The following is a 17,035-nucleotide window of genomic DNA, read 5'->3' as shown; positions in this document are numbered from 1 at the left end:
GTAATCATCACACCCTCCTGATATCAGCTCCAAGGTGTTGTAAACGTTTATCAATATATTGGTATCCCCTGTCTATCTGGTCTATGTTCTGTATGGTACTTTTCCCTTCTGCACTCAGTGCTGCTATCAGCAACGCCACTCCTGCCCGTATGTCCGGGGAACTCATTTCTATTGCTCTCAACTTATTTTTTCTTTCCAGGCCTATTACAGCTGCACGGTGAGGATCGCAGAGGATGATCTGCGCGCCCATGTCTATAAGTTTATCTACGAAGAACAGGCGGCTTTCAAACATTTTCTGGTGCACCAGCACAGAACCTTTTGCCTGGGTGGCCACAACTAAAATAATACTTAGCAGGTCGGGTGTTAGCCCCGGCCATGGATGATCATACATTGTTAGCACACCGCCATCCATATAGGTTTGTATCTCGTACAGTTCCTGCCCGGGAATATGTATATCATCTCCCTCGATGTTCATCTTTATTCCTAATTGCTGGAACCTGTCGGGGATGACACCCAGGTGTTCCAGGCCCACATTCCTGATGGTTATATCACTTTGTGTCATGGCCGCCAGCCCAATGAAGGATCCTATCTCAATCATATCTGGTAAAATATGATGCTCCGTACCACTAAGCCTATCCACTCCTTTTATGGTAAGCATATTACTTCCCACGCCCGAGATATTGGCGCCCATATGATTCAGCATCTTGCAAAGCTGCTGCAGGTAGGGTTCGCAGGCAGCATTATAGATGGTGGTAGTACCCTCAGCCATTACAGAGGCCATTACCAGGTTGGCTGTTCCCGTTACAGAAGGTTCATCCAGCAGCAGGTAAGTTCCTTTCAATCCTTCAGTGCTGAAATAAAAGAATCCATCTTCAGCATAATACGTAAAGCTGGCTCCCAGTTTTTCAAAACCAAGTATATGTGTATCCAGGCGCCTTCTGCCTATTTTGTCTCCCCCGGGTTTGGGAATAAATGCTTTTTTAAACCTGGCCAGCATGGGGCCTGCCAACATAACGGAGCCGCGTAAGCGCCCGCTCTTTTTTTTGAAGTCCGGGCTGCGCAAATAATTCAGATCCACATCATCTGCCTGGAACACACAGGTATGGCGGTCTTTCCTCTCCACTTTTACATTCATTTCTCCCAGCAGCTCTATCAGGTTATTTACGTCCAGTATATCCGGAATATTACTGATGGTCACTTTTTCCCCTGTAAGCAACACAGCACTGATGATCTGCAAAGCTTCATTTTTGGCTCCCTGTGGTTCTATCTCTCCCTTCAGTTTGATTCCTCCTGTTACTTCAAAAGATGACATGCTATTCTATTGTAATGATGAATGTTGAACCCTGCAAATTACTTGCTTAAAAGAAAAAGGCTGACAAATTACTTGTCAACCTTTGGTACTATAACGTATGAAATTTATTAATAACGCTTTTTGCCAAACTTCTGACCACCGCCGCGTTTGTCGTTGCGACCACCACCGCCGCCGCCGCCGCGGTTATTCTGAAACTTTCCACGCTGCTGTCGTCCATATCCACCACGATCCCTGTCGCGGTCCTGGGATGGTCGGTAAGCTTTTACATATGGCGTGTTGGTAAACTCCAGCTGTCCTTCCGTGATGTTGTTCAATTCACTTTGAATAGCATCATCATGCACCACATCCTTGTGCCAGTTGTTGTAGGCCAGCTTCATATAATAAGCGATGGCATTGGCAAATCCCTGGCGCTTTTCCTGGCTTTCTTCTTTCAATGCCTTGTTGATCACCAGTTCAAGGTTCTTACCCAGGTGCGAATATTTTGGATAACGCTTGGGATAAGGGATAGGTTCCGGCTTGGCCTTGTAGGTTTCTTTCCTTGGAATAGGATAAGGGCTATCCACATCCAGTTTGAAATCGCTTATATAAAAAAGATGATCCCAGAGTTTATGGCGGAAATCTTCAACATTCTTTAAATGCGGATTCAGAAATCCCATCAGCTCTATCACCACGTATGCCTGCTTCTGACGACGTTCCCTGTCCTCAATAGACAGCAGGTGCTCCACCATCTTTTGAATATGGCGCCCGTACTCACGCATCGTCAGGTAATTTCTGGTTGTATTGTATTCCATTGAAAGCAAATGTAATAAACAAGGTGATTTAGACAATAGGCAGTTCTAAAATTAACGGATAACCTTTTAAAGGGCCGCAAAAAGAAAAGAAAGGACAAATTGTCAAGTATCCAAATACATGCCTGCTCCAACTACACGTATTGACAGTTTCAACCTTAGCTCATACCTACCTAAGGTATAGCTGCGCCCTATCTCCTTCCTACCTGGAGTATAGATACTGCGTGATCATCACGCAGTATCTATACCGTAGATAGGGAGTAGGTAGGAAGTAGGTAGCCTCCAGGTAGTTTTTACCTATTACTAAATAGTTACCCTGGCATCATTCATTACATATTTATTCAATTTGATATTGACAATTAGAGTGAACTGATCTCTTTCAAATATTGCTTGGTAAGCCAGGAAGTATTTGTTTTATTCATAAGTCTTACCACTCTACCTTTTGTTTCAACCGCTCATAATTATCATCGGTATACCTGTAACAGGAAGGAGTTTACATTCGTTATACGAAGGATTTCGTTATTGTAACTAAAAACTAAAACCAATAAGTATGCGTAAAATTCTGATGGTAGCAGCTACGGGAATGTTGATAGTCACTGCTGCAAATGCACAAAAAAGAGAAACCATTGAAGGAAATGGAAAGATCGTTACACGTGATGTAACTGTTTCTTCATTCAATAGTTTAAAAGCTTCCGGCATTTACGAGCTCAAACTTTCGCAGGGAAATAAAGAAGCGGTAAAAATAGAAGCCGATGAGAACCTGCAGGATCTTTTCCAGGTGCATAACGAAGGTGATAAGCTGGTGATTGAAATGAAAAAGATGGAAAACAAGAATTTTAATAACAAGACCAAAATGAAGGTATATGTGACATTTAAGAACCTGAAAGAAATGGAATTGAGTACTGTGGGGAATGTGGCATCTGAAGAGCAATTATCTTTTGGAGACCTGGATTTAAAAAACAAAAGCGTAGGAAATGTTGACCTGAAGCTTACAGCTTCTAAAATTGATATAAAAAACACCAGTGTTGGCAATGTGCATTTAAGCGGTAAAGCTGAAAACGCAACGGTTAAAAATTCCGGCGTAGGTTCCATCGAGGCTGGAAATTTTGTGGTTCAGACCATGAATATTGAAAATACCGGTGTGGGTCATGCGGATGTGAATGCGGCTAAAGACCTGAAGGTGAAAGATTCCTTCCTGGGTAAAGTGAGAAATAAAGGTGCTGCCACTACCAGGCGGATGAATACGGTGAAGGTGTAGGATTGAGGTTGAAATGTTACAGGTTAAAAGGTTGACAAGGAAAAGATATTCCATGTCAACCTTATATTATTTTCATACTATCCTTTTTTGCGATTCAAGATACTCCAGTCGGTGTCTTCCTGCACAATGGTGTTGGAAAGCGTTCCCAGTTCTTCAATATTCATTTCCACCACGTCACCATCCTGCAGCCATTGCTCCTGGTATTCAGGGTCGTTTAATTTACCGGTTCCATTCAGTTCAAGAAAACATCCGGTTCCCACTGTTCCGCTGCCAATGATATCACCTGGCAAAAGATCAACGCCATAGGAGGCTCTTTCAATAATCTCGGCAAATGTCCAGTCCATATCGCCCAGATTTCCCTCACTTACTTGCGTACCGTTGACAGAACAGGTCATTTTGAGTTTCCAGGATTTACCCGTATGACCTTCTTTGGGTGCCACTTCAAATGGTTGCAATTCATCTAAAGTAACCAGCCATGGTCCTACAGTAGTGGCAAAATCCTTTCCCTTGGCTGGACCAAGGTTCAGCAACATTTCTTCCATTTGGAGGCGGCGCGCACTGAGGTCGTTCATGATCATCAGTCCACCAATATATTCATCGGCTTCCTCTGCTTTAATATTCCTGCCTGGTTTGCAAATGACAATAGCGGCTTCCAGTTCAAAATCTAGTTTTTCCAAATGATCTGGCATACATGCTACATCTCCAGGTCCCTTGATGCTATGGTGGTTGGTAAAGTAAAAGATCGGGTATTGGTCAAACTCGGGGATCATTTCCACCTTGCGGTTGCGCCTTGCGGCAGCCACATGCTGGCGGAAAGCATACGCATCACGGCAGGAAGGCGGATAGGGCACAGGCGCCAGGAGTTCCAGGCTTTCAACAGGCTTGCCCTTACTTCGCCCGATCTTTCCATCCAGTATCATATCTACACCTGCCTGGGCCACAGGAAAACAATCTTCCCAATAAGCCAGGAACATGCTCATATTACCCGGAAGATCAGGGTGGATAGATTCCATATCATATACCAAACCATCTACGAGTAATCCTAACTGGTCATGATCTTCGTTGAGGTAGCTAACCAACTTCATAACATTCTATTTAAGTCGCCAAAAATAGGGAGGATGTAGAGTTGTTGGTGATGTTTGTTTCAATTGTTACAATACATAAATCAGCAAGTATCACAAACCACACCATCTCCAGTGAAACTCTCAGTGATATAAGTCAGGGTTAGGCACTGCATCAAACAACAACCAGGAATATCACGATATGCCAGGGTGATAATGATAAATCGAAGCACATTATAGGGAGATTGCTTAAAAACAATGTTCCTTTCAATCCCTCTGGATATTGTTATTCGGGAACACGGTATTGGCATTGCCGTCATCCAGGAAATCCTCCACGCGGTGCAGCAGGTATTCCATATGAAATGGTTTAGGCAACAGGTCGTCCGCACCAAACAACAATGCTCTTCCGGTGCTATAATCATAGCCGGAGATGATGATCACTTTTGAATGGGGATAGTCGTCGGAGTTCTTCAATTTCCAACAGAGCTGGCGGCCATCTTCACCATTAATATTAATATCAAGCAGTACGAGGTCAGGTAAAAACTGGGGTAAGATCTCTTCAGCCTCGGGCAGGCTGGCAGCGGTTTCTACCGCATATCCTTGTTTGTCGAGTTGACGTTCTAACAACATCAGCAGGTCAAGATCATCGTCGATGATAAGGATCCGTTTCGGTAGCCTTCTAAATTCAGCACACATGGTCAGGGCAATAAATGGTTAATCAATTGGATTAGCAACGGCTTTCAACGGATAGGATTACGGGATGCTTTCACAGTGCGTTACTACAACGAACTTAGAGGATACAGGATTAAAGGGTTTTCAGAGGAAAAAAATAGAAGTTGACTGATATTGGATTAGGTTCTTCAGGATATGGAAACAAAAACTTACTGGACGGTTTTCTGGACATTGGACCCGATTGAAATCGGGAGGATTGATATATCTATCAATCAACTTCTGATACAAAACTAATTGACTCTGTAACGCAATACAAGAGCAGTTTTAACCGATTTTGTGTATATGGTATTTACTGAAACAAGTTCAGTTTGTTGGGAAGATTACGAGAAGGAATATTCGTAAATCTACGAGTCTTAATTTAGTTCCAGTTTATAGAATCCCAATCCAGTGTATAAGGCTCAAGTGGACCTGCTGCTATTTCTTCCCTTGTATCAGGAACAGGGTTTGATTCGAGGTTCATTTCCCATGTGGTTATCAATGTATCCATAATGGTTTTTTTAATTAGACGACGATTATTGGATTTTGTTTACTATAAATCTAATACGATTATTTACAAAGAAGGTTTATTTAGCAATTCATTTTGTTCACTGCTTGATAACAGGGGATGAAATGGGAGAAACGCAGGTCAAAAATCAAAATTATAAAGGATAAATGGATGATCCGTTTGACTAACCTGGACATTATAAACTACTTAATTCCAACCCGATTTTTACTGTTGAAGTTGCTTATTTAATATTCACCACATCTAGAAAAAGTGATGTCCTTATGGTATTCTTTACCAGTTTACTGATTCAAAATTTTTTGGTTACGATTTTCTTTCTCATTTGAAATAGTAAGCCGCCCATTATGCCCAAACTCCATGGCATTGTCGTTGCATAGTAGAGATTGGATAAAACTATTCCCTGGCTTTTAAACACAGAACAATGAAAAGATTATTATTTACCGGATGCATTGCCTCGCTGGTTTTCTTCAGCAACTGTGCCCGCAATCCAGTTACTGGGAAAAAGGAAGTTGTCTTAATGTCTGAACAACAAGAGCTTGCACAAGGTAAAGAGGCTGACCCCCAGGTTATTCAACAGTTTGGATTGTATCCCGATTCATCCATTCAGCGCTTTATCAATCAAAAAGGGAAACAGATGGCCGCTGTTTCACACAGGCCCAATATAGAATATAACTTCAGGGTGTTGAATTCCAACGTGGTAAACGCCTTCGCCATACCAGGGGGTTATGTTTATTTTACCCGTGGCATTATGGCCTATTTTAATAACGAGGCAGAATTTGCCGGAGTTTTAGGACATGAAATTGGGCATATTGCTGCCCGGCACTCAGTGGCACAACAAAGGGCTTCCATGCTGGGCCAATTGGGAATTATAGCCGGTATTGTGATCAATCCAAACCTTGCACAGTTTGCGGACCTGGCTTCGCAGGGCCTCCAGTTAATGATGCTGAAATACAGCAGGGATGATGAACGCCAGGCAGATGAACTTGGTGTGGAATATTCCTCCAAGATTAATTACGATGCCCAGCAAATGGCCGACTTTTTCAATACACTTAAACGCCAGGAACAAAGTAGTGGAGCCGAGGCTTTGCCTCCCTTCTTGTCCACACACCCTGATCCGGGTGAAAGAAATGTAACAGTAGCCAAACTGGCAACTGAATGGAGACAGAAACTGAATCTTACCAACCCCATGGTCAATTCAGAAAGTTACCTGAGAAGAATTGAAGGTTTGATATATGGTGATGATCCAAGGGAAGGCTACCTGGAAAACCAGGTCTTTTACCACCCTGAATTAAAATTTCAATTTAATGTACCCACAGGCTGGGCATACCAGAATTCTCCACAGCAGGTTCAGATGGCCCCAAAAGATGGAAAAGCATTGATGATCTTTATGCTGGCACCCGGCAAAACCCTCCAGGAGGCTGCCAATGCCCTTGTACAACAATATAAATTACAGCCTGTAGAAACCAGGGAAGTGAATGTAAATGGATTATCAGCAATTGCTATGGTCGCAGACCTTCCCCAGCAACAGGGTGTGATAAGAACCTTGTCTTACCTGATACAGGATGGTAATATGATCTATCACATGATTGGCTTATCAGCACCTGCTGATTTCAACGCCTATAGCTCATATTTCACTAACAGCATGCAGAGTTTCCGTCAATTAACTGACGCCAGCAAAATGAATAGAAAGCCTGAACGTATTCATATCAAGTCTGTAGCCCAGGCAGGCACGCTGGAACAGGCCTTGCGTTATTATAATATGCCTGCCACCCGCCTTGAAGAACTGGCAGTCTTAAATGGGATGAACCTGAAGGATAATCTTAAGAGCGGTACACTGATCAAAATTGTAGGTCAATAATTCTTGCCCCAATAAAAAAGCCTGTGCATTTTGGTGCACAGGCTTTTGCTTTATTATAATAAGATCAGCTATTTAATATAGAAGAAGATTGCAGGTATTCTGCTGATGGATGGTACACAAAAAGAACCGAACCATCTTTAATAATGTTGATCACTTTGGCGTATTCATTTTCAGGTAAGGCCGGGCATCCCTGGCTGCGACCCATATACCCACTATTCACCCTGTCAGCATTCACATAAGGTGCTCCATGCACCACCACCCCACGGGCTTCTGCATTTGAATTGAATCCTTCCTCAAGGCCATTGATGCGCAATGACAAACCATGCTTACCGGTATAGGTTGTTTCTGTAACATAAAAACCAAGGCTGCTTTCTTCTGAATTCATCTGGTTGGAAAACTTCTCGGCCATATCCACTCCAGAGTTCTTGCCATGAGAAACAAATGTGTTCCATACCAATTGATGAGTACGCATATCAATGATATAAAATCTTTTCTTCCTGGAAGACTGGCTAAGGTCAACAATAGTCAAATAAGGATTGTTTACTTTACCTAAACTGTCCAGTTTGCCAAATCCCTTTACAGCATACTCAACAGCCTCCTGCGTTAAACCGAGAGAGTCAAGATGAAGGCTGTCCATTAAGGTATCAGCTAATGAAGGTGCAGGAACTGAGTTTGTTGTCTTTACAGTTTTAGCAGCAATCTCATCATTGCTATCCTTATTTACGAAGGATAAAAACAATAGAGAAAAGGACATAAAAAGGGTAGAAAAGAAGATGGTTTTTTTCATGGTTATAGCTGGGTTTTAGGTGTGAAGGGAGCACAAATTTCGTATTTGGATGGCAGTTAGAAAAGTTAATACGAAAGCAATATGGAATATTAAGAAATATGCAACAGATCAGGGGAGAAGCTTGCCTCCACTAAGTTTGTAAAACTTTTCCAGTTCTGTAACCTCTGCAGTAGACAAGGTTTCGTTATTATCGTAGCGAAGCTTAAAATAGAGAACTCTTTTATGCTGGGGATATTTGGCGAGTACGCCTTCAACCATTGCGCCAATGCGCTCATCCTTTTGATACAATGGAGTAGTAGCAGGTTTATCAGATTTGTACCTGTTGGGTCTTTTTAATATTTCAGCCTGTAGTGTGGCTCTTTTATTATCAGGAATGGTGGATAAGGTCTGGGTCTTTTTAAATAAACCTTCCAATTGCTTTTTGCTCAAACCTCCGCGTTCCTGGTATTGGCCCCAAAGACTTTGCAGGAATGCTGATGATGGATATGCAGCTACTGCTGCATCCAGGATATCCATGATAACATCTACATCAGGTTTTTTGCGGTACATCGTTGAATTAAAAAGCAATGTACAGAATTAACCGATTGCTTATTTAAAAGGCTCTACTGTCCTCTTAGAAAGGACTTTGGCATCTTCAGTCCAGTCTTTGCGATCCATAAGCAACAGGACAATTCCGAGGATACAAATACCAGCTAACAGGCAAAGCCCTAAGATAAGTCCGTGCTGGGGCTCACCATAAACAACCTGCATACCATTTTCCATAACTGTAGTGCGTACACTGGTAGAGCGGTAAATTGCATATCCAAGAGAGAAAAACCCAAGGAGGGAAAAGATCAATATATACGTGCGTTTAGTCATAGCCGATACTTTCGGATTGTTATCTTTCAAAATTAATACCAAGGCTCAAGTTATGCAATAGCAGGATATAAACCATCCTGCATAGCAACATGAAACTACATATTAGTTTATGCTAATCAATCAAAGGCTGATGTATTGATGCAGGTGGTCGATCGTTTCCTGTTGCATGAGTATAGTCTCTTTTACGACATCACTCATAGAAACAATACCTTTCAGCTCATTGCCGGAAAACACGGGTATATACCTGATGTTATTCTCCGACATCAGCTCCATGCAATGTTCAACTGTATCTTTCGGGGAAACACGGGGCAGGTCCTTGGTCATAATCTCTTCAACCCTTGTATCTGTAGAACTCTTGCCCTTTAAAATAACCTTGCGGGAATAATCTCTTTCTGTAACTATGCCACAATAGTTTTGATCTTCATCCAGCACCATTACTGAGCCTATGTTCTTTTCAGCCATTAACTTCAGGGTTTCTAGTACAGTAGCATGTAAAGGAATAGAAATAGCATTGGATCCTTTACGCGAAAGTATCTGGTTGACAGTATGCATAGTAAAGATTATTTAGGGGTAATTTACCAAAAAAAAGCCCACTAAAAAATGATTTTTTACAGGTGTTCTCCAATTCCTGATAACTGTTTCAGGAAGTAAAAAATTCAATATGGTATAGATCAGTTCCATAATACAGGTAGCTGATCAGGGTGCCAGCTTTACATACATCATCCATTCTCTGTGGCATATGCTGCCGGATCATGTTTTTCCATCCATTTTTCAGGACTGGCTATTTCTGTCCATCCAAACTTTTTATACAACTTATGTGCATCACTTGTTAGTAGTATCCAGCGCCGGAAGCCCTGCAGGTTTGGATGCTTCATAACAGTCTCCAGTAACCATTTTGATAATCCCTGCCCCCTGAATTTCGTGATAATAAATACATCGCCCAGGTAAGCAATGGTGGCATAGTCAGTGATCACCCTGGCATACCCAACTTGCTGGCCCTCATGAAATACTCCAAAATTCAGCGAATTCCTGGCCGCAGCCTGAACTACCTCATATGGAATGTTTTTGCTCCAATAAGCCTCTTTGGATAAGAACTCATGGATAAATGGCAAATCAAGCTTTGAGCTATCTGTCGAAATAGTAAAGTCACCTCTATGTACTGTTAGTATATCCATTCCCGGCATAATAATAACTAATATGATAATAAATCGCCGCTTATGTAGGATCAGCAAGAATACCTAAAAAGCTTTCAAACAGTAAACATCCTCCAGTTAACGATACTGTTTTAGCCATTCCTTTGCTAACTGGTCATGTGTAAAGCTTTTCATGGGTATTGGAGGGGGTTTCAACCTGAATAAGATTTTCATAATGAATTGCGCCAACCCGGGTTTAGAGATCATTGCCATGGCTGAATAAATTATTGGTAACTGGGTAGTGGAAAATTTCCTTGTTTCTTTATCCGGAACGGGCGAATCAGAGAGATAGATCAATAAAGGCACCCTTTGGTTATGGGTTATTTGCCTTACCAGGGCCACATTAGCAGTAATGTTGGCAACAGTTCGCCTAGGGCTTTTGGATAGCGACACAAGAATGCCATCATCGAACCAGTAGGTTGCGATCTCTCCTTCATATACTGGCCTGTCTGTTGGAATTTTCATTTTAAAAATTATAATGGCCGGTTATTCAGTAGCCAGGATAAAAAGTGGCTTAGCACTATAATTTACGCTCAACTTACCATTGACATTCATCTTTTCCATATGCATGGCACTACTGCCATCCCTGAACTCTTTTTTCGTCACTGAACTTACACCCGGGAGTGGTAATTCATACATCCCGGTGGTTTCTGTAAACACGGGACGACTTTCCTTTTCTTTCTTCATTTGTTCTACACCCCAAATGGCATACATTACTTCTTTCCCCTTCCTGAATTTTAATACCCTTGGCGTTTCGCTTACCCGACTTTCAAAAACATAATCACCCAATTCACCAACCTGTTTGAAATAATCTCCTACCAACCGGCGCGAGATCGTTTTATCCTCATTCTCTCTTAATAAGGACATGGTGGAAAACTGCGTGGCATCTTTGTCAGCCCAGTTGCCATCCTGGTACAACCGATACCATTGAGCCCTGTCAATGCCATGTGCTGCATATTCCAAAATTGTCCTCATGGCCCAGTTGGCCCTGGTTTGCTCTGCTGTATATTTTCCATAGGCAGGTGCATTCATGGGAGATTCAGGATTGACATCATAACCCCATTCTCCTATCCACACTTCCCTTCCTGCTGCATACTTGTTGGAATACCATACAAATTCATCTGCAGCTTCCAGGACATTTGATAATTCAGGGGGTAGACCACCCTGCACACCACCTGCATACTGGCTTGTGCCACCGGTATAGGAATAGTTGTGAAACTGGATAATATCAAAGGGCAGATCTACAGTGCCGTCTTTTTTGATACCCCGGTTCTTTTTACTCCACCAGTACACGGCACGCATAATATCGGTGGACGCAGTTGCCAACCCGGAAGTGCTCATTTTAAAATTCGGATCGGCATTCTTTACCCCACAATTTTTAAACTGTCCCTTATGCCCGTCATACATCATGGACCAGGCAGGAGCAAGGTATCTTCCATTGAGAAAGTCGTCATACCCAGCCCAGAATGCATTGGGTTCATTCATTCCTTCAAAAAGATCAGCGGTGCCGCTTCCTTTTACCACTTCATTTGGCGCAATCCATTTGGAATGCTCCGGATCATAATCAACATGTGACCATACATTATAAGCCGGCACTTTTGTGTTTTTTCCTTTCCGTGAAGCCATCACGTAGGCCATTCTGCCCAATACTTCCCAGGTGTTCAAATCATCTCTTTTATTGTTGTCCGCATAGTAAATATTTAATTCACTACTCTGACCTTTTGTTACTAACACCTTCATTCCAGGTACATAGGGCAAGTTGCCCCCCACTCCCATTTCGACCCGCGATGGATGAGAAGTAGGAATATTCATTTGGTTGGTGGATGTAGTGACGAAATCCTTAGCCGTTTTTCCATTAGGTACAGGGCTGGCCAGTTCAATATGCCAGCGTTTGAAACCACCTGTATTTTTATTGGAATTTGATTGCAATACTAAAACTCCCCAGGTTCCATGATTAATATATTCCGAAACAGTACCTGTGAACTGGCAAGTAGGGTCAGGCACATCCCAGGAATTATGAATAAAATCAAACTGCCCCTGCATGACAGACCAGCAAACCATATCAGGACGATCCTTTTTTATTTGTGCAAAAAGGTCTTCTTCATACCAGCCCTGACGAACCGGATTGAAAGCCCATTTGTCTTTTACCGGTTGATATTCTTTTGCATTGCCATAATTTCTTAAAGAAGTAAGTCCAAGATCCATAAAGGCATTGTATTTGGCTGGAACTATAGCCGTGCCTTTCATATTCATGTTATTTAAAAAATCCCACCAATGCGCATTAACACCCAACAAATCCTTTAATGGCTTCCTGGTCCTGTTATATACAGGCTCTTTATACGGAGTATAATCTCCTATCAGTTCCAGCTCATTACCATACCCGCCATTGGCACCGCCACGCATAATGAACCTGGATGCCTCGAAAGAAGAAGGAGGCGTGAACTCTACCCAGGTTTCGTATTTATCACCAGTGTACGTACCTACTTCCACTTCCTGTTCATTGTCCTTGCGAACCAGGATCAGTTTGGTATTGAACTTATCCCCCTGTCCATCGTAGATGCGGATCTTTTTGATGGTGGCTTTGTAATCCGAAATATCCACCACCACATCATGGGGCTGGTAGATCAGGTTCCAGGCGGGAACGAAATGCGTTTTCAGATCACCATCGATCAACGTAACTGGTTTGTCGTTATAATTATTATCCTGGTAAAAATTCCGAATGGTCAGCGGCAATTTATTAGGATCTTGCTGCACATCTTTTCCTGATCCGTTATGGCAGGAAAAGGTCATCCATGCCGTGAGTAGCATTGCTATTTTCATTATGGTAGGGTTCAATGTATAAAAGTTACGATCAACAAAATTGAAGATACCAATAGAGCAACAGCCATTTGACCTCACGCCGGAATTTTAATAAAACTAAAGGGAATCTCTGCGGTTCAGTCCGCTATTATTACAGGGCTTTGATCTTTATATTCCTGAACCAGGCCTCGCTGCCATGATCCTGGAGCGCAATATGACCTTTTTTTGAGGCACCGTAACCAGGTGCATCCTTCCATTTGCCTGATTCTTTATGTTGCTTCCATTCGTCTGTCCATAACTGGTAGTCCACCACCTTGGTGCCATTCAGCCAATGCTCCACATGACCCTTATTAACGACTATGCGTGTATGATTCCATTGTCCAACAGGATTGGGTCTTGCTGCCGGAGCAGTGTTCATGGCATAATTGGCAGCAGTTTTTTGCCAGTCTTCCAGGTGTTCCGGGAAATTCAGATCATCAATGATCTGGTATTCAGGACCGCTTAAATAAGCAGTTGGATAATCCTCTGTCACCATGTACATGATACCACTGTTGCCCTTTGGAGAGATCTTCCAGTCAACGGAAAGATCGAAGTTCTCAAATTGATCTATGGTGATCAAATCTGCTCTCCTGTCCGATTTGTCAGTTGAACTTCCCTTGCAGTATAAAGCACCATCTTTTACGCTCCAGGAATCAGCTGGTTTATTCTGATAGGTACGCCAGCCATCCATGTTGCGTCCATTAAATAATAAATGATATCCCTGTTGCTCCTCCTGCCTTGCCAGGTTATTATCGGTTACGGCCTTTGTCCCGCTGCAGGCATTCAACAACATGGCTGCAAGGGATAGAATTATTAATTGTTTCATCATCATAGTTATTATTGACTTGAATGTTATGTTAATAGAATCATTAGCTATGCAGCACCTTTAATTTTTCAGGGTCCCATTGCATGATCTTATTACCAAAATAGCTGTCATTGCACAATAGGGCTGGTGCAGCAGCCCTATAACCGAACAATGAATTTTCTACTACATTTTTATTGTTCCTGATAGCCGTTGCCCAATTATAGAAATGGTCAAAATGTGCACCTTTATAACCTTCTTCAGCCGTGTATTCCAGCTTTTCCGGTGGTTGCATGCTTTTGCGTTCGTAGACATACTCTTTGCCTGTAGCTGCATTTTTTGTTTTCAGCAATGGATCACCTGCATCAACCACGTTGCGGTTCTTGTATAGGGTTACCTTGTCCCATTCCACAGTCATCGATCCTTCACTGCCTACCATGCGCAGGTAGTTGGTGCCACCTGTGCCATCCACAAAATTTACCCTGAGTGATAAGTTGAATGGGGGATGAATGCTGGTCTCTGGGTAGTCAAACATACCCAGCATGATATCGGGCACTTCACGGCCGTCCTTCCAATAGCGCAGGCCCCCGGTTGCCATGATCTTATTGGGTCCCATGGAGCCGGTAATAAAATGAAGGCTTGAAAATAAGTGGACGAACAGGTCACCTGATACACCCGTACCATAATCCCTGTAATTCCTCCAGCGAAAAAACCGGGTGGCATCAAAAGGTCTTTTGTTGGTATTGGCTACGAAGGCATCCCAGCCTACAGTGGCGGGAGAAGCATCCGCAGGGATGGGGTATTGCCAGGCACCGGTGGGAGACATCCGGGCCCAAAACCCTTCTGCATAATTCAGCTGGCCAATAGCACCCGCCTTTAATAATTCTTTTGCTTTTTCGTTTCCCAATGAACTCAATCCCTGGCTGCCTACCTGGTACACTACTTTGTTCTTTTCCTGGGCTGCCACTACGGCTGCTCCTTCAGAAATCTCATGCACCATGGGTTTCTCGCAATACACATGCTTGCCTGCATTCATGGCAGCTACCGATATATCCTTATGCCAATGGTCCGGCGTTGCAATAATCACCGCATCTATGTCCTTGCGGTTAAGAATTTCACGATAATCACGGGTGGTGGCAATATCATTGCCCCATCTTTTTTTGGCTTCTGCCAAACGTCCGTCATACAAGTCGCAAACAGCCAATAATTTTATTCCAGGCACGGTCAGTGCGGTTGTGGCATCAGCCACACCCATACCTCCTGAACCGATCAAAGCGATCTGCAACTGGTCATTGGCACTGTAATGCTGCTTTACACGTTGAAGATTCTCTAAATGCCTGGCCCTGTCCCGGGCGGTAACAATTGATGGAAACAGAGAAGCCCCTATTGCCGCTTTGGTAGCATTGGTAATAAAAGACCTCCGGGATTTATCGTTTTTCTCCTTGTCCATATTTTAAGTTACTGTTGAATTTTTTATTAAACCCTGATATAGATCTTTCTCTTATTCAGCCACCAGCCCACACTCCAGCAAAGCAGCATATACGCAATGGCGAACAGGAAAGAGCCCACCGGTCCGGGAGCAATGACCTGGAATAATACCTTGTTGATCCAGCCAAAAAAGCTGTATCCCTGGCCCATGGGTATCATGAACAATACCGTGACCAGTAATTCGGAAAGCAAATAAATCACCAATGGATTCTTACCCACTACCAGGAAGAAACTGGTCCACCCTCCCTTGTTCCAGTTACGCAATTCGATGACATAAATAAGAGCGCCTATCAGCACCATGTCAATACCAGAAGTAAGCAATACAAAAGAAGAGGTCCATAGCTTTTTATTCACCGGGAAAATCATGTTCCACCAGAGTGCCATAAAGATCAGTCCAAAACCGGCTAATGCCAGGTGAGTGACCGTTTCATAATTCTTTCCTTTCTCCCGTATGTATTTGCCGGCTAAGTAACCCGCTATCACGTTGACAATAGCAGGCAGGGTGCTCAGCCAACCTTCAGGATCGAAGGGTATGCCTTCACCGTGGTACAAATGATTTGTTCCCATCAGGAACCTGTCAAGTGACATACCTGCATTCCCCAGCATGCTGAATGGTTGCTGGTGATCTCCAAATAGTAGTAATAGGATCCAATAGCCTATCAAAAGGGAAATGCTCACAACTATTATTTGTTTGCGCGACAGGTAATGAATGCACAGGGAAGCAAAAAAATAGCAAAGTGCAATACGTTGCAACACACCCATGATCCTGGTATGACCTATCGGGGCACCGGTCATATGGTGTTGTGCATCCAGCCTGAAAAACGGAAACCAATACATCAGGTATCCCAGGAGGAATATCAACACAGTTCTTGAAAACACTTTTCTAAAGAACGCTCCTGACCCCAACTCGCGGTATTTATCCAGCGAGAAGCTCATGGCATTTCCTACAGCAAATAAAAAGGAAGGGAACACCAAATCTGTAGGGGTAAAGCCATGCCAGGTGGCATGCTCCAGCGGTGCAAAAGGAGTAGCCCCGCTACCAGGCGTATTCACAATGATCATAAAACAGATGGTCATGCCACGGAACACATCGAGCGAAAGAAAGCGTTGAAGTGGTGGACGCATAAATGAATTTTAATGGATCAAAGAACTATCGCCGGTCTTTGTTTGAATGACTGATTTGCCGTCAGGGGTAAATACTACATTCCCTTTTTCATGGCGCATGTTTCCAGATGAATCCTTGAACACATAGTCCATGGAATACTGTAAAGGATTTTTAATATTGCTGTCAGGCCAGTTGTGCAAAGTATCTTCTTTAAAAGAAGTGATATCAAATTCTGTACTCCTGTTGGGAAGTTTAGCCCGGATTTCATCCTTTGCCCTGATCTGTCTTTTATCGCTGTCGAACCCTGCGGGTTCACAACTATAGAGAAGCAATGCGGTTACAATAACAAATAATAGGCGCATGTAAGTGAGATGATGTAGAGATAGTTAAGATAAGAAATAATTTATAGTCGGTTTCATTTCCTTTAAATCTGTAATTCTACCGGCTATCACA

At 42.9% G+C, this 17,035-nt stretch carries 18 protein-coding genes; 2 read left to right on the top strand and 16 right to left on the bottom strand.

The annotated features are described in order from the left end of the window. Positions 1–7 precede the first annotated feature (7 nt). Both murA and BP74_RS13090 read right to left on the bottom strand, forming a co-directional pair. Positions 8–1,312 (bottom strand): UDP-N-acetylglucosamine 1-carboxyvinyltransferase, encoded by a 1,305-nt coding sequence (gene murA / locus BP74_RS13095; protein WP_496374803.1) that lies wholly within the window; start codon positions 1,310–1,312, stop codon positions 8–10. A 107-nt stretch (positions 1,313–1,419) separates the two neighbouring features. Continuing rightward, positions 1,420–2,103 carry a DUF4290 domain-containing protein gene (locus tag BP74_RS13090; protein ID WP_496374802.1) on the bottom strand — a complete coding sequence of 228 codons (684 nt, stop codon included), beginning with the start codon at positions 2,101–2,103 and terminating at the stop codon, positions 1,420–1,422. A 547-nt stretch (positions 2,104–2,650) separates the two neighbouring features. On the opposite strand from BP74_RS13090, the gene BP74_RS13085 reads away from it, so the two are divergent. Continuing rightward, a complete protein-coding gene (locus tag BP74_RS13085) occupies positions 2,651–3,358 on the top strand; it encodes a head GIN domain-containing protein (RefSeq protein ID WP_496374801.1) in 708 nt (235 codons plus the stop codon). Between the two features lie 77 nt (positions 3,359–3,435). On the opposite strand, the gene BP74_RS13080 is transcribed toward BP74_RS13085, so the two are convergent. The 3 genes from BP74_RS13080 to BP74_RS13070 all read right to left on the bottom strand — a co-directional run bounded on the left by BP74_RS13080 (position 3,436) and on the right by BP74_RS13070 (position 5,638). Beyond that, the gene (locus tag BP74_RS13080) at positions 3,436–4,443 is read right to left on the bottom strand and encodes a fumarylacetoacetate hydrolase family protein (RefSeq protein ID WP_496374800.1); all 1,008 of its coding nucleotides are present in this window, start codon (positions 4,441–4,443) and stop codon (positions 3,436–3,438) included. A gap of 243 nt (positions 4,444–4,686) precedes the next feature. Next, on the bottom strand, positions 4,687–5,115 hold the full coding sequence (locus BP74_RS13075; RefSeq protein ID WP_496374799.1) for a response regulator: 429 nt from the start codon (positions 5,113–5,115) through the stop codon (positions 4,687–4,689). Between the two features lie 394 nt (positions 5,116–5,509). Continuing rightward, positions 5,510–5,638 (bottom strand): hypothetical protein, encoded by a 129-nt coding sequence (locus BP74_RS13070; protein ID WP_496374798.1) that lies wholly within the window; start codon positions 5,636–5,638, stop codon positions 5,510–5,512. A 436-nt stretch (positions 5,639–6,074) separates the two neighbouring features. Between BP74_RS13070 and BP74_RS13065 the strand changes: the two genes are divergently transcribed. Further along, complete coding sequence (locus tag BP74_RS13065) at positions 6,075–7,511, top strand: M48 family metalloprotease (RefSeq protein WP_496374797.1); 1,437 nt, start codon at positions 6,075–6,077, stop codon at positions 7,509–7,511. Positions 7,512–7,575: 64 nt separating this feature from the next. Here the strand turns inward: BP74_RS13065 and BP74_RS13060 are convergent, their stop codons facing one another. The 11 genes from BP74_RS13060 to BP74_RS13010 form a co-directional block, all read right to left on the bottom strand. Then, complete coding sequence (locus tag BP74_RS13060; protein ID WP_496374796.1) at positions 7,576–8,298, bottom strand: murein L,D-transpeptidase catalytic domain family protein; 723 nt, start codon at positions 8,296–8,298, stop codon at positions 7,576–7,578. Positions 8,299–8,406: 108 nt separating this feature from the next. Continuing rightward, entirely contained in the window at positions 8,407–8,847 is a 441-nt protein-coding gene (locus tag BP74_RS13055) for a hypothetical protein (RefSeq protein ID WP_496374795.1), read from the bottom strand. A gap of 39 nt (positions 8,848–8,886) precedes the next feature. Continuing rightward, positions 8,887–9,156, bottom strand: coding sequence for a hypothetical protein (locus BP74_RS13050; RefSeq protein ID WP_496374794.1), 270 nt, complete (start codon positions 9,154–9,156; stop codon positions 8,887–8,889). A 120-nt stretch (positions 9,157–9,276) separates the two neighbouring features. Next, on the bottom strand, positions 9,277–9,708 hold the full coding sequence (locus BP74_RS13045) for a CBS domain-containing protein (protein ID WP_496374793.1): 432 nt from the start codon (positions 9,706–9,708) through the stop codon (positions 9,277–9,279). Positions 9,709–9,875: 167 nt separating this feature from the next. Continuing rightward, on the bottom strand, positions 9,876–10,331 hold the full coding sequence (locus BP74_RS13040) for a GNAT family N-acetyltransferase (protein ID WP_496374792.1): 456 nt from the start codon (positions 10,329–10,331) through the stop codon (positions 9,876–9,878). Between the two features lie 96 nt (positions 10,332–10,427). Beyond that, positions 10,428–10,814, bottom strand: coding sequence for a DUF7793 family protein (locus BP74_RS13035; protein ID WP_496374791.1), 387 nt, complete (start codon positions 10,812–10,814; stop codon positions 10,428–10,430). 21 nt (positions 10,815–10,835) lie between these two features. After that, the gene (locus tag BP74_RS13030) at positions 10,836–13,169 is read right to left on the bottom strand and encodes a hypothetical protein (RefSeq protein ID WP_496374790.1); all 2,334 of its coding nucleotides are present in this window, start codon (positions 13,167–13,169) and stop codon (positions 10,836–10,838) included. A 130-nt stretch (positions 13,170–13,299) separates the two neighbouring features. Beyond that, positions 13,300–14,013 carry a 3-keto-disaccharide hydrolase gene (locus BP74_RS13025; RefSeq protein WP_496374789.1) on the bottom strand — a complete coding sequence of 238 codons (714 nt, stop codon included), beginning with the start codon at positions 14,011–14,013 and terminating at the stop codon, positions 13,300–13,302. A gap of 43 nt (positions 14,014–14,056) precedes the next feature. After that, on the bottom strand, positions 14,057–15,439 hold the full coding sequence (locus tag BP74_RS13020) for a Gfo/Idh/MocA family protein (protein ID WP_496374788.1): 1,383 nt from the start codon (positions 15,437–15,439) through the stop codon (positions 14,057–14,059). A 26-nt stretch (positions 15,440–15,465) separates the two neighbouring features. Then, positions 15,466–16,602, bottom strand: coding sequence for an acyltransferase family protein (locus BP74_RS13015; protein ID WP_496374787.1), 1,137 nt, complete (start codon positions 16,600–16,602; stop codon positions 15,466–15,468). 9 nt (positions 16,603–16,611) lie between these two features. Next, positions 16,612–16,944, bottom strand: a complete 333-nt coding sequence (locus BP74_RS13010) for a hypothetical protein (protein WP_496374786.1) — start codon at positions 16,942–16,944, stop codon at positions 16,612–16,614. Positions 16,945–17,035: the final 91 nt, after the last annotated feature.

The organism is Flavisolibacter ginsengiterrae DSM 18136 (genome assembly GCF_059568575.1).
Note: the sequence above shows the minus strand (reverse complement) of the source record. Positions and strands in the feature narration are given on the sequence as shown.

Excerpts from the sequence above, each read along its gene's own strand:
- murA (WP_496374803.1), bottom strand. The coding sequence starts at position 1,312 with ATGTCATCTTTTGAAGTAACAGGAGGAATCAAACTGAAGGGAGAGATA.
- BP74_RS13090 (WP_496374802.1), bottom strand. The coding sequence starts at position 2,103 with ATGGAATACAATACAACCAGAAATTACCTGACGATGCGTGAGTACGGG.
- BP74_RS13085 (WP_496374801.1), top strand. The coding sequence starts at position 2,651 with ATGCGTAAAATTCTGATGGTAGCAGCTACGGGAATGTTGATAGTCACT.
- BP74_RS13080 (WP_496374800.1), bottom strand. The coding sequence starts at position 4,443 with ATGAAGTTGGTTAGCTACCTCAACGAAGATCATGACCAGTTAGGATTA.
- BP74_RS13075 (WP_496374799.1), bottom strand. The coding sequence starts at position 5,115 with ATGTGTGCTGAATTTAGAAGGCTACCGAAACGGATCCTTATCATCGAC.
- BP74_RS13070 (WP_496374798.1), bottom strand. The coding sequence starts at position 5,638 with ATGGATACATTGATAACCACATGGGAAATGAACCTCGAATCAAACCCT.
- BP74_RS13065 (WP_496374797.1), top strand. The coding sequence starts at position 6,075 with ATGAAAAGATTATTATTTACCGGATGCATTGCCTCGCTGGTTTTCTTC.
- BP74_RS13060 (WP_496374796.1), bottom strand. The coding sequence starts at position 8,298 with ATGAAAAAAACCATCTTCTTTTCTACCCTTTTTATGTCCTTTTCTCTA.
- BP74_RS13055 (WP_496374795.1), bottom strand. The coding sequence starts at position 8,847 with ATGTACCGCAAAAAACCTGATGTAGATGTTATCATGGATATCCTGGAT.
- BP74_RS13050 (WP_496374794.1), bottom strand. The coding sequence starts at position 9,156 with ATGACTAAACGCACGTATATATTGATCTTTTCCCTCCTTGGGTTTTTC.
- BP74_RS13045 (WP_496374793.1), bottom strand. The coding sequence starts at position 9,708 with ATGCATACTGTCAACCAGATACTTTCGCGTAAAGGATCCAATGCTATT.
- BP74_RS13040 (WP_496374792.1), bottom strand. The coding sequence starts at position 10,331 with ATGGATATACTAACAGTACATAGAGGTGACTTTACTATTTCGACAGAT.
- BP74_RS13035 (WP_496374791.1), bottom strand. The coding sequence starts at position 10,814 with ATGAAAATTCCAACAGACAGGCCAGTATATGAAGGAGAGATCGCAACC.
- BP74_RS13030 (WP_496374790.1), bottom strand. The coding sequence starts at position 13,169 with ATGAAAATAGCAATGCTACTCACGGCATGGATGACCTTTTCCTGCCAT.
- BP74_RS13025 (WP_496374789.1), bottom strand. The coding sequence starts at position 14,013 with ATGAAACAATTAATAATTCTATCCCTTGCAGCCATGTTGTTGAATGCC.
- BP74_RS13020 (WP_496374788.1), bottom strand. The coding sequence starts at position 15,439 with ATGGACAAGGAGAAAAACGATAAATCCCGGAGGTCTTTTATTACCAAT.
- BP74_RS13015 (WP_496374787.1), bottom strand. The coding sequence starts at position 16,602 with ATGCGTCCACCACTTCAACGCTTTCTTTCGCTCGATGTGTTCCGTGGC.
- BP74_RS13010 (WP_496374786.1), bottom strand. The coding sequence starts at position 16,944 with ATGCGCCTATTATTTGTTATTGTAACCGCATTGCTTCTCTATAGTTGT.